This is a genomic window from Flavobacterium sp. PL02 (assembly GCF_035013205.1).
In the GTDB taxonomy this organism is placed as follows: Bacteria; Bacteroidota; Bacteroidia; order Flavobacteriales; family Flavobacteriaceae; genus Flavobacterium.
This window is the reverse complement of record NZ_JAYGJP010000001.1, coordinates 949,277-961,348: the sequence shown is the minus strand read 5'-3', so window position 1 is coordinate 961,348 and position 12,072 is coordinate 949,277. Positions and strand designations below refer to the sequence as shown.

Annotated in this window: 9 protein-coding genes; all 9 read right to left on the bottom strand. The window is 32.2% G+C overall.

Features of this window, described 5'->3' with window-relative positions; translation table 11 throughout:
• Nucleotides 1-2,727, bottom strand: a complete 2,727-nt coding sequence (locus SHI72_RS04025) for a DNA gyrase/topoisomerase IV subunit A (RefSeq protein ID WP_086895177.1) — start codon at nucleotides 2,725-2,727, stop codon at nucleotides 1-3.
• 30 nt (nucleotides 2,728-2,757) lie between these two features.
• Nucleotides 2,758-3,861, bottom strand: a complete 1,104-nt coding sequence (locus tag SHI72_RS04020) for a PDDEXK nuclease domain-containing protein (RefSeq protein ID WP_323489125.1) — start codon at nucleotides 3,859-3,861, stop codon at nucleotides 2,758-2,760.
• 18 nt (nucleotides 3,862-3,879) lie between these two features.
• Nucleotides 3,880-5,751, bottom strand: coding sequence for a DNA topoisomerase IV subunit B (locus SHI72_RS04015; protein ID WP_039112671.1), 1,872 nt, complete (start codon nucleotides 5,749-5,751; stop codon nucleotides 3,880-3,882).
• A 159-nt stretch (nucleotides 5,752-5,910) separates the two neighbouring features.
• Nucleotides 5,911-7,089, bottom strand: coding sequence for a nicotinate phosphoribosyltransferase (gene pncB, locus SHI72_RS04010; protein ID WP_086895179.1), 1,179 nt, complete (start codon nucleotides 7,087-7,089; stop codon nucleotides 5,911-5,913).
• A 98-nt stretch (nucleotides 7,090-7,187) separates the two neighbouring features.
• The gene (locus SHI72_RS04005; RefSeq protein WP_323489124.1) at nucleotides 7,188-8,165 is read right to left on the bottom strand and encodes a transglutaminase domain-containing protein; all 978 of its coding nucleotides are present in this window, start codon (nucleotides 8,163-8,165) and stop codon (nucleotides 7,188-7,190) included.
• 3 nt (nucleotides 8,166-8,168) lie between these two features.
• Entirely contained in the window at nucleotides 8,169-8,693 is a 525-nt protein-coding gene (locus tag SHI72_RS04000) for an NAD(P)H-dependent oxidoreductase (RefSeq protein WP_323489123.1), read from the bottom strand.
• A gap of 17 nt (nucleotides 8,694-8,710) precedes the next feature.
• Nucleotides 8,711-9,622 carry a YihY/virulence factor BrkB family protein gene (locus tag SHI72_RS03995; protein WP_323489122.1) on the bottom strand — a complete coding sequence of 304 codons (912 nt, stop codon included), beginning with the start codon at nucleotides 9,620-9,622 and terminating at the stop codon, nucleotides 8,711-8,713.
• 373 nt (nucleotides 9,623-9,995) lie between these two features.
• Complete coding sequence (locus SHI72_RS03990; RefSeq protein WP_039117159.1) at nucleotides 9,996-10,667, bottom strand: hypothetical protein; 672 nt, start codon at nucleotides 10,665-10,667, stop codon at nucleotides 9,996-9,998.
• 215 nt (nucleotides 10,668-10,882) lie between these two features.
• Complete coding sequence (gene ychF / locus SHI72_RS03985; protein ID WP_039112665.1) at nucleotides 10,883-11,977, bottom strand: redox-regulated ATPase YchF; 1,095 nt, start codon at nucleotides 11,975-11,977, stop codon at nucleotides 10,883-10,885.
• Nucleotides 11,978-12,072: the final 95 nt, after the last annotated feature.

The window sequence follows — 12,072 nt, the reverse complement described above, 5'->3', positions numbered from 1 at the left end:
TTAATCTAAAACCAATCCGATTTGTCCATCATCGTCTAGTTCTGTTTCAACTGAATCATCATCGGATAGTTCTGGTTTTTCAGGAACTTCTTCTTTAGGTTCTTCGTATGGTAATGGATCCAACAGATTAACTTGTTTTATCTTATCACTTGTTAATTGATTCCCTAATGCTTTAAAGCCTTTTACAGCAATAAAATCTTCGATATCTACATACAAATTATCTTTTTGAACTCCTTTTACCTTAGTGAAAACTAATTCGACTACAGGGCGATAATCAGTCGCAACAATCTCTAGCTGAGAATTAGGGTGTTCAGTAATAAAACATTCTTCTTTATTTTCAGTCTCAATCAAGAAACGCTTAATATAGTAACGTTCTTTTTCCCCATCAAAATAAATAGCTGAAATTGGCTTTTTAGGATTCCATTTTTCCAAAACAATCATGTCTTCATCAAAATGAGTTGATAATTCTGGAATAATCACCTTCAGCTTTCCTGTCTGGCTAATGATTAATATTTTATCACTTGGCTTAAATTCTCCTAACAATTCTCCACGTGCATCTACATTCAGACGCTTTACAGTATCATCAAACCAAACTTTTCTTGGCAATAAAGTAGAGATTCCTTTTTCTTTAAGTTCGATTTTCTTAATTGGATATTTGGTTACCAAATTTCCTTTTGAAGCTCTTCCTTTAATAGCTAATTTGGCAAAATCAATATCGAATTTCAATTTTTTAATCGTTCCAACCTGACGCAGTAAAATAGTTATTACTTCGGCTTCTCCGTTAGGGTTATGCGAAAAATAAACTACTTGCGAACCTGTAGTTTCATTGGTTAAATCATACGCTTTATCACGTGTAACTCCCGAAACATTAAAACGTTTTATATATGAAGGTCCTGATTTTCCGTCACGATACATCATATTGTAAATTGTACGTTTATCGCTTTTATCAAAAATAGCAACATGTATGATATCTTTACCCACAAATGTCTTAGAATCAACTTTTGTAATTATCATTTTACCATCTCGTAAAAATACAATCACATCATCAATATCCGAACAATCAGTTAAATACTCATCTTTTTTCAAGCTAGTTCCAACAAAACCTTCTTCGCGGTTTACATAAAGCTTTGTGTTACGTAAAACTACTTTTGTAGCCTCAACATTATCAAAAACACGAAGTTCTGTCTGACGTTCACGTCCTTTACCATATTTCTCTTTTAATCTGGTAAAATAAGCAATAGCAAAATCTGTTAAGTTTTCCAGATTGTATTCTACTTCCTTCATTTCATCTTCTAACTTAGCGATAAAATCATCGGCTTTATCAGAATCAAAACGGGTAATACGTATCATCGGAATTTGAGTCAAACGCTGTAAATCATCATCATGAATTTCTCTTACGAATGATTTCTTGAAAGGCTCAAATCGGTCATATAAATATTTATACAACGATTCTCTGTCAGAATATAATTTGAAATCAATGTACATTTCCTCACGAATGAAGATTTTCTCTAAAGTAGAGAAATGCCATTTATTTTTTAATTCCTCTAATTGAATTTCTAGCTCTTGTCGAAGCAAATCGACAGTTCTGTTCGTAGAAATCTTCAACATTGCTGAAACACCAATAAACAATGGTTTATTATCCTCAATAACGCAACCTAAAGGCGCTACAGAAGTTTCGCAGGCTGTAAACGCAAACAAAGCATCAATTGTTTTGTCTGGTGAAACTCCTGGAAAAAGATGTATCAAAATCTCTACATCTGCCGCAGTATTGTCTTCAATTTTCTTGATTTTGATTTTGCCTTTTTCATTGGCTTTCAAAATACTATCAATTAAAGTAGTCGTATTGGTCGAAAACGGAATTTGCGTAATTACAAGTGTATTCTTGTCTAATTGTGCAATTTTGGCACGTACCCGAACTCGTCCGCCACGAAGTCCATCATTATAATTAGAAATATCTGCAATACCCTGAGTCATAAAATCAGGATATAATGTAAACGGTTTTCCTTTAAGAATTTTTACCGAAGCATCGATTAATTCATTAAAGTTATGTGGCAATACTTTCGTAGAAAGTCCAACCGCAATACCTTCGGCTCCTTGTGCCAAAAGCAAAGGGAATTTTACCGGTAGATTATTCGGTTCTGCACGACGACCATCATAAGAAACACCCCAATCGGTAATTTTTGGAGAGTATAAAACCTCCAAAGCAAATTTAGATAAACGTGCCTCAATGTAACGCGAAGCTGCAGCTCCATCTCCTGTTAAGATATTTCCCCAGTTTCCCTGACAATCTATCAATAAATCTTTTTGACCTATTTGTACCATTGCATCACCAATACTCGCATCTCCGTGAGGGTGATACTGCATGGTGTGACCTACAACATTGGCAACTTTATTATAACGACCATCATCCAACTCTTTAAGTGAGTGCATGATACGACGTTGTACGGGTTTAAATCCGTCTTCGATAGCAGGAACAGCACGTTCCAGAATTACGTACGAAGCATAATCCAAGAACCAGTCTTTATACATTCCGGTAACTTTGGTAATGGTATCACCACCTTCGCCATCGTTATTATCGTAAAAATGTCCTCCTTCAAAAGATTTGGCATCTACTTCGATAATTTCCTCAGATTCTTCCTCGTCTTGATTGTCATCAAAAGAATTAGTATCCTCCGAATTATTTTCTTCGTTATCTGGAATTATGTTATCGTCTTCTTCGTCTTTCATTTAATTATATTCGAAATTATAATTTTAATATTATTTGTTTTCGATGAGTTCTTTTAAAACCTCAACACTCGGTAACACTGTTTTATATTTACTAGCAAAAATTTGCTCGTTGTTTTCTGGTAAAGTATATCTTACTACTGCCTCACTTTTATTTTGGCAAAGTATAATTCCAATCGTTTTATTCTCATCTTCCAAACGCATTTCTCTATCATAATAGTTAACATACATTTGCATCTGACCTAAATCCTGATGTTTTAATTCACCTATTTTCAAATCAATAAGTACAAAACATTTTAAAATTCTATTATAAAAAACTAAATCAATTCGGAAGTGTTTATCATCAAATGTAATTCTTTTTTGTCTTGCGACGAAAGTAAAACCATGACCTAACTCTAGTAAAAAATGTTCTAGTTTATTAATAATTTCTTCTTCTAATTGCAGTTCTGAATATTGATGTAATTCTGGCAATCCTAAAAATTCAAGTATGTAAGGATCTTTAATAATATCTTTAGGTTTCTCAATAATCTGACCTTTTTCTGATAATTTTAAAACTCCTTCTTTATCACGACTTAATGATAATCTGCTATAAAGTGCCGAATCATACTGTCGCTTTAATTCTCGAACACTCCAATTGTATTTTTCAGATTCTATTTCGTAAAAAAGTCTTTCTTTTTCATCATCAATTCGCATTAAAAAAACATAATGAGACCAAGTCAATTTAAAAAACGAAGATAATATCTGCATTTTTTCATTTCTGAAATTCGTCGACAGCGATGACGAAATTGAATCATTAGAATTCCGCGACACTGTCTCGGAATTCTTAATTTCCAAAATACTAGACACTGTCTCGGAAATTGAATACACTAAATAAAATTTTCTTATATTCTGTAGGTTATCAACAGAAAAACCTTTTCCAAACGCCTTTGTTAATTGTTGAGATAATCCTTTTAATAATTGTTTTCCATATTCAGCTCTGTCTTTTCCGTTTTGCTCTTCTTCAACAATCATTCTTCCTATCTCAAAATAGGTAATTGTCATCATTGAATTTACGGTACGTAAAACTTGTTGTCGAGCATTTTGCAATAACTCGACTACTTGTTGAAATATGACTTTATTTTGAAGATCGGTTGACAATATATTTTATTTAAAAAACTAAACTTCCTCTTCTATAGCATCTAGTTCCACTTTCAAATTCTTGATAATAAACTCTTGTCTGTCTGGTGTATTTTTACCCATATAGAAAGATAATAATTGTTCTATCGATGTGTTTTTATCCATCATAATAGGATCTAGTCTAATCGTCTCTCCAATAAAGTTCTTGAACTCATCTGGCGAAATCTCTCCCAAACCTTTAAATCGAGTGATTTCTGGTTTTGGTTTTAATTTTTCGATAGCTGCTTTTCGCTCTTCTTCTGAATAACAATAAATAGTTTCTTTCTTGTTTCGAACCCTAAAAAGTGGTGTTTGCAAGATATATAAATGTCCTTCTTTTATTAATTCAGGGAAAAATTGCAAGAAAAAAGTAATCAACAACAAACGGATGTGCATACCATCGACATCGGCATCGGTTGCGATTACAATATTATTATATCGTAATTTTTCTAATCCGTCTTCAATATCTAAAGCTGCTTGTAGTAAATTGAACTCTTCATTTTCATACACAATTTTCTTTGTCATTCCGTAGGAATTCAAAGGCTTACCACGCAAACTAAAAACTGCTTGTGTATTTACATCACGTGACTTGGTAATAGATCCCGAAGCCGAATCTCCCTCGGTAATAAAAAGGGTACTTTCTAAGTTTCTAGGATTTTTTGTATCTGGAAGATGCGCACGACAATCTCTTAATTTTTTATTATGCAGATTGGCTTTTTTAGCACGATCTGTCGCAAGTTTTCTGATTCCAGATAATTCTTTACGCTCTCTTTCTGCCTGCAAAATTTTACGAAGTAAAGCTTCGGCTGTTGGAGGGTTTTTATGTAAATAATTATCTAATTTATTTTTTACAAAATCATTTACAAAAGTACGAACTGATACTGGCGGCGTTCCATCATCAGATCCCATATCCATAGAACCTAATTTGGTTTTGGTCTGAGATTCAAATACTGGTTCCATCACCTTGATGCTAATCGCACTCACAATCGATTTACGTACATCTGATGCTTCAAAATTCTTATTGTAAAACTCACGGATAGTTTTCACAATTGCTTCTCTATAAGCAGCTAAGTGCGTTCCTCCTTGCGTTGTATTTTGTCCGTTTACAAAAGAGTGGTATTCCTCGCTATATTGTGTTTTACTGTGCGTTAAAGCGATCTCGATATCCGTATCTTTTAAATGGATAATTGGATATTCTAAATCTTCAGCACTAATTGTTTCTTCTAATAAATCTCTAAGACCATTCTCAGAAATGTATTTTTCTCCGTTAAATATAATAGTTAGGCCATTGTTTAAGTAACAATAGTTTTTAACCATTTTTATTACATATTCTAATCGGAATTTATAATTTTTAAAAATGGCTTCGTCTGGAACAAAAGTTACTTTTGTTCCTTTTCGTTTTGTAGTATCAATTACATCTTCTTCAAGAACCAAATTTCCTGCTGAAAATTCGGCTGCTTTTTGTTTGTCATCACGAACAGATTCTACGCGAAAATAGTTAGAAAGTGCATTTACTGCCTTGGTTCCTACTCCATTTAAACCAACTGATTTCTGGAAAGCTTTGGAGTCATATTTCCCTCCTGTATTCATTTTTGAAACTACATCAACAACTTTCCCTAGAGGAATTCCGCGGCCGTAATCACGAACCGAAACGGTTTTATCTCTGATAGTCACTTCAATAGTTTTTCCTGCACCCATGACAAACTCATCGATACAGTTATCTAAAACCTCTTTTAAAAGAATATAAATACCATCATCTGGTGAAGATCCATCTCCCAATTTCCCGATATACATTCCGGGACGCATACGAATATGTTCTTTCCAGTCGAGTGATCGAATATTATCTTCGTTATATTGATTTTGCTCTAGCATAAATGAATTTTGGATTTTTTGCTAATGTACTATATCTCCTTAAAAAATGAAAGTCAATCTTTTGAAAGTTATCAATAAAAGTATCTTTTAAACGCATTTATTTAAATTAAAAACAGAAACTCATTATTTTTATAAAAAAACTGCTTTTTAAACAATATTTTAGGATTTAATACCTAAAACTTGTTTTGCCAAAGCAATCATTTCGGGAGTTCCCGTATTTTTATTTTTTTCGTCCGAAAGTTTTACAACTCCTTCCCAATGTGTAAAATCTGGCTTCGTTTCGGTTAATTTTATAACCATATTCATTGCTGGCAAACCTACATCATTGGTGAAATTTGTACCAATTCCGAATGACATTTTTATCTTGCCTTTACAGAAATCTGATATCACTTTTACCTTTTCTAAGTTTAATGAATCAGAAAAAACTATGATTTTTGACTTAGGATCGATTCCGAGTTTTGTGTAATGTGCAATAATTTTTTTAGCAAATTCAATTGGATCTCCACTATCATGTCGAACTCCATCAAAAAGCTTGGAATACTTTTTATCAAATTGCTCAAAAAACACATCTGTAGTATAAGTATCTGTCAAGGCAATTCCTAAATCACCCCCATAAACTTGTGTCCAGTTCTCCAGTGCAACTATATTAGCAACTTTAAACCCATATTGTGCAGCATGAAACATAAACCATTCGTGCGCATGAGTTCCTAAAGGTCGTTTACCGTTAAGCATTGCTAAATGCACATTACTTGTACCTAGAAAACTTTCCTGACCAAAAAGAGCTAATGTTTCATTAACCAAAGTATGTACTTTATACGAATGACGTCGTCTTGTTCCAAATTCTAAAACTGAAGCTCCTAATGCATTATAACTTTCAATTTTGGCTTTGGTAATATCCTGAACTGCTTTATCATCTATTCTCACTAAATCCTGAGATGCGTAAAAAAGTTCCGAAATTAAAGCCATCAATGGGACTTCCCATAAAATGGTACGGTACCAGAATCCTTCGATTGTAATATCTAATTCGGAACCAACTTGTTCTATCTCGACCTCAGAAGCGTCAAAAGTATATCCTTGTAAGAAATCCAAATAAGTTGGGTCTAGATACGGACAATGTTTCTTTAAATATAATTTCTCTTCTTGAGTCAATTGTAGTTTTGTCATTGCTTCAACAGAATGACGCAATAAAACAGCAAAACCTGGAGGAAAAGTATGTTTTCCTCTGTTTATAAATTTATACCGCACTTTAGCTTTAGGAAACAGCTTTATTACAGCATGCTGCATTGTAAATTTATAGAAATCGTTATCTAATATTGATTTTAGGAAGATTGTCCCCATACCCAAATTGCTTTATTAATTTTAAAAAACCTTGATTGCTAATATACGGCAATTCAACAAAAAAAGAAAATTGTTTAAACAAACATCTTTAATTATCTCTACTTTGGAATTATTTTAAAAGAAACAACACTATTTTGATAGAGAAAAAAAGTAATAAACGAGCCTGTTTTTTTATCATAAGTAATCTGGAATTCCAAAGTTCCTCTTACTTCTTTTGGATTTTCTACTTTGACTGGCTGTCCTCTTTTTAAATAAAAAAATGTATCCGATTTTGAAATATTTTTTATTTTGAAAGATATTTTATCACCATCATTGGCTTTAATTATTCCTGATTCAGGTCTTAAAATTTCGAGATCTTCTTCAATAGCTTTATCAGAAATTAAAGGGCCATTTAAAAAATCTTCCTGATTTAATTTACGATCCAAATACATTCCTGAATCAGGAAAATGCTTCGCAAAAAAGTATTTTGGATCCGTATCAAAGTAAACTGAGTTAAAATAATTTACCATTACTTTTCTATTACTATCATAATATCCTTGCCCCCAAGTAACGTCGACCAAAATCCATTTTCCGTCAACCCAAACAGTATTCCATGAATGATTAGTCAACAAATTTTTCCGACCAATATCTATCAATGATTGCTTGGAATCACCTCTAATTACTTGAGATTTCAAATCTACCAAAGAAGCTAAACGCTGATACAAAAGCGTAAAACCTTCGCAAACTGCTTTTTGAGAATCAAATGCCTTTTGCCACGTTTTTTCCTTTATTAACTCTATTTGTTTTTGCTTTTCAGCTTCAGTTCTATAGCTAAATTGTACAGGCTTCTGCGGATTTAAATACGCTTTGTAATCATATTTTATATTTAAAGCAATCCAGCTATAAATAGCTCTTGCCTTATCATACTCTGAAGTAAAATCTTTTTGAATTCTTGTTGCTAAATCTTCTGTTGAACTAAAATGTTTTGGGTATTTCCGCACAATATCATCAATCGCATTGTACTTTTGTGAATATGCAGAATAGAGAAAAATATAATTCAGAAAAAGAAATATAAAAGCAATCTTTTTTATTGTCATCGATTAAAAACTAGACTTAATAATGTCTTTTAATTCTTTATCTAACTCTGTATTTGATATTTTATTTTCTTCTAAATCAAAATTAGCATTAAAACTCGGCAATGAAAAACTTGCTTTAATCTCGGTACCATAACGCGGGAACAATTTTGTGGCAATTTCTAGAACCGAAGCTCCCCCTCTCCCTCCTGGCGATGTAGCTAATAACAGCATTGGTTTGTGCTGAAAAACATCTTTCTCTATACGCGAACACCAGTCGAAAACATTCTTAAAAGCAACTGAATAATTCCCATTATTTTCTGCCATAGAAACTACCAAAATATCTGCTTCTGCTAATTTTCCAAGAAAAGCTTTTGCTTTTGGGTGCTGACCTATTTCTTTTTCGACATCAACGCTAAATAAAGGCATTGCAAAATCATTTAAATCCAACACTTCTATATTGGCATTATCAAATTGATTTGCAGCATATGTTGCCAGTTTTTTATTGATGGAATGCTGACTGTTACTTCCTCCAAATGCTATGATTTTCATGATTTTATTTTTAGTGTTTACTCTATTTCTAAGATTTCTTTTTTTATTTCTACCGAATATTCATTCGGGTAAATCTTACCTCCATATGTCTTAGCATATACCTTCGTAAATTCAGCTCCAAAATACAGAATAATTGCCGAATAATAGACCCAAACCAGAATTATTATTACGGAACCTGCCGCACCATAAACCGATGCTGTTGTAGAACTCCCTAAATAAAATCCTATGGCAAATTTCCCGATCATAAAAAGTACTGCAGTACAAGATGCTCCAATAAAAGAATCTTTCCATTTTATTATTCCATCTGGCAATGCTTTAAATATAATTGCAAAAAGTAACGTGATACTAATCAAGATAATAATCAGATTTATTATATTAAATAAATAAACGGTACTCTCTGGAAAATACAACTTTAAGCGTGCACTCATTAAATCTAAAATTGTACTTACAAAAAGACTCACAAGCATTAAGAATCCTACTGAAACTATCATAGAAAATGACATTAATCGGTTTTGTATAAACTTCTTAAGTCCTTTGTTTGGTTTGGCGCGTAATCCCCAAATAAAATTAATAGAACTCTGTATTTCGGCAAAAACTCCTGAAGCTCCAATTAATAACATCCCGACTCCAAAAACAGTTGCAAAAACATTGCTTCCTGATAGCTGTACATTTTTTATTGTTTCCTGAATTTGTATCGCTGCACTATCTCCCACTAATCCGTTTATTTGACCATAAAGCTCGCCTGCAACAGCATCTTCTCCAAAGAAAACACCACAAATGGTAATAATTATAATTAACAAAGGTGGTAATGCAAAAATGGTATAATAAGCCAATGCTGCACTTAACTTTATTGCATTATCATCGTTAAACTCTAACACTGTAGTTTTTAACAAATACCATGATTTGGATATTATATTTTGACTTTTCACAATACTTTAATTAATTATTTCTCTCAAATATAAGCAATTAAAAAAATAAAGTTATTCTCATATTTCCTGTAAATGTTATACTTTGTCCATGACTACCCCAGATTGTAGTGGAAAGCATTTTGAGAGGAAAACCTATTTTTTGTTGCTGTAAAAAAGCGACCAGCGGAAGCTCTTTTTATAGTATTACAAAAAAAGGTTTTACCGAAAAATCTTGAAACGGAAAGCTGGAAATAGGTTCTGAGAAATTAAAATTTAAAACCATTAAGACATTGAGTTTTATTAAGACTTAACTTCTCTTAATCCCTTAATGGTAAAAACAAAAAAACTGCTGAATATCTTCAACAGTTTTCCTTTTTATACATTTAAAACCAAGCTATTTTGAAACTTTTTTGAATTCTTGCTGATATCCAAAATTCTTTAATTTCAACACGCTTTTAAATTCTCTGCGAGTTGGTTTAACCACAAAAGAAGTTGAATCTAGCTTTTGTGATTTAATCGCTGTAATAGAATCTAATCTCCTCAAATCCTCCATTGAATGGATATCATTAATCTTTATAACATTATTATCTATTGAGAAAATTTTTGCTCTCCAGAAAATAGAATCACGTATGCTTAAAACCAATTTACCATCAATTCGTTTTGCTTTATTATAGTATGAAAATCTAAATAATGTATCTACATGTTTTTCGATTAATTCTATTGAATCACCCTTTGAATTCATATCATACTTCTGATTCTTCTCTTTTCTTATTAATTTCCCATCTACAATATCATATTCTCCTTTTAAAGAATCTAATTTATTTTTATGGATTATAAATTTATTATAATTCTCAAACCTAATTGCATTTTCATCAATTCTTAAAAATGTAGAATCACTATCCATAAACAGCCCTTTAAATTTATCAGGAAATCGGTCTAACTCAGAATCATTAACAGGCTGAGGATTTTCAAAATATAAATCAAAACCTTCATAAGGAGCACGATTGGCTTTTCTACAAGATGATATAACAATTAATATTCCTAAAATTAGAATGATTTTTTTCATAAGTTTCTTTTAGTCAGTTTTACCAAAATTCAAGCCAAATGTTAAAAAAAATAAAAACAAACACAAAAATTCTTTTCACGCAGATTTTACAGATAAAAGCAGATTAACCTCTTTATCACCTTTAAAAATAAAAATTTAAACAAAAAAAAGCTGCTAAATTTCTTTAGCAGCTTTGTCTATTCTCTTTAATCTTGATTCTTTTTTCTAAAGAAAAATTATACGTTAAAACGGAAGTGCATTACATCTCCATCTTTTACGATATATTCTTTTCCTTCTACTTTGAATTTCCCTGCTTCTTTAGCTTTTGCCTCTGAACCGTAATGAACGAAATCTTCGTATGAAATTACTTCAGCACGGATAAATCCTTTTTCAAAATCGGTATGGATAACTCCTGCAGCTTGTGGCGCAGTAGCTCCGATATTGATTGTCCAGGCACGAACTTCTTTTACTCCTGCTGTAAAATAAGTTTGTTGTTTTAATAATTTATAAGCAGCACGAATTAAAACTGATGCTCCTGGCTCTTTCAAGCCCATATCTTCTAGAAAAACCTGACGCTCTTCGTAGCTTTCTAATTCGGTAATATCTGCTTCTGCTCCTACTGAAAGGATAATAACTTCTGCATCTTCATCTTTTACCAACTCACGAACCTGATCTACGTATTTGTTTCCGTTTACAGCAGAACTTTCGTCAACATTACAAACATACAATACTGGTTTTGCAGTAATTAACTGGAAAGATTCCATTAAAACCTCTTCATCATTACCTTGAGGCGTAATAGTACGAGCTGATTTAGCTTGTAATAATGACTCTCTAATTCTGTCTAAAAGTGCTTTTTCTGTCTGAGCTTCTTTATTTCCAGTTTTAGCTGCACGATTTACTTTCTCCAAACGTTTTTCAACAGTTTCTAAATCTTTCAATTGCAACTCAATGTCAATTGTTTCTTTGTCACGAATTGGGTTTACATTCCCATCTACGTGAACAATATTATCATTATCAAAACAACGTAAAACGTGAATAATCGCATTACACTCCCTGATGTTTCCTAAAAATTGATTTCCTAGTCCTTCACCTTTACTTGCTCCTTTTACCAAACCTGCAATATCTACGATATCTACAGTTGCCATTTGCACACGTTCTGGTTTTACCAATTCTTCTAATTTTTCAATTCTTGGATCTGGTACGTTTACAACACCAATATTTGGCTCGATTGTACAAAACGGAAAGTTTGCACTTTGTGCCTTTGCATTTGATAAACAATTAAATAATGTTGATTTTCCAACATTTGGCAATCCTACAATTCCTGCTTTCATATGTAGTTTCTATTTATTTTTATTTGCAGCGCTTCAATTCTGCTGAAATTTATGTTCTCGCTTTTAAAAGTTTGCAAATATAAGATTTAATACTT

What these genes read in the sequence shown, in the direction of transcription:
- SHI72_RS04025 (WP_086895177.1), bottom strand. Translation starts at nt 2,727, where the DNA reads ATGAAAGACGAAGAAGACGATAACATAATTCCAGATAACGAAGAAAAT.
- SHI72_RS04000 (WP_323489123.1), bottom strand. Translation starts at nt 8,693, where the DNA reads ATGAAAATCATAGCATTTGGAGGAAGTAACAGTCAGCATTCCATCAAT.
- SHI72_RS04005 (WP_323489124.1), bottom strand. Translation starts at nt 8,165, where the DNA reads ATGACAATAAAAAAGATTGCTTTTATATTTCTTTTTCTGAATTATATT.
- pncB (WP_086895179.1), bottom strand. Translation starts at nt 7,089, where the DNA reads ATGGGGACAATCTTCCTAAAATCAATATTAGATAACGATTTCTATAAA.
- SHI72_RS03990 (WP_039117159.1), bottom strand. Translation starts at nt 10,667, where the DNA reads ATGAAAAAAATCATTCTAATTTTAGGAATATTAATTGTTATATCATCT.
- ychF (WP_039112665.1), bottom strand. Translation starts at nt 11,977, where the DNA reads ATGAAAGCAGGAATTGTAGGATTGCCAAATGTTGGAAAATCAACATTA.
- SHI72_RS04015 (WP_039112671.1), bottom strand. Translation starts at nt 5,751, where the DNA reads ATGCTAGAGCAAAATCAATATAACGAAGATAATATTCGATCACTCGAC.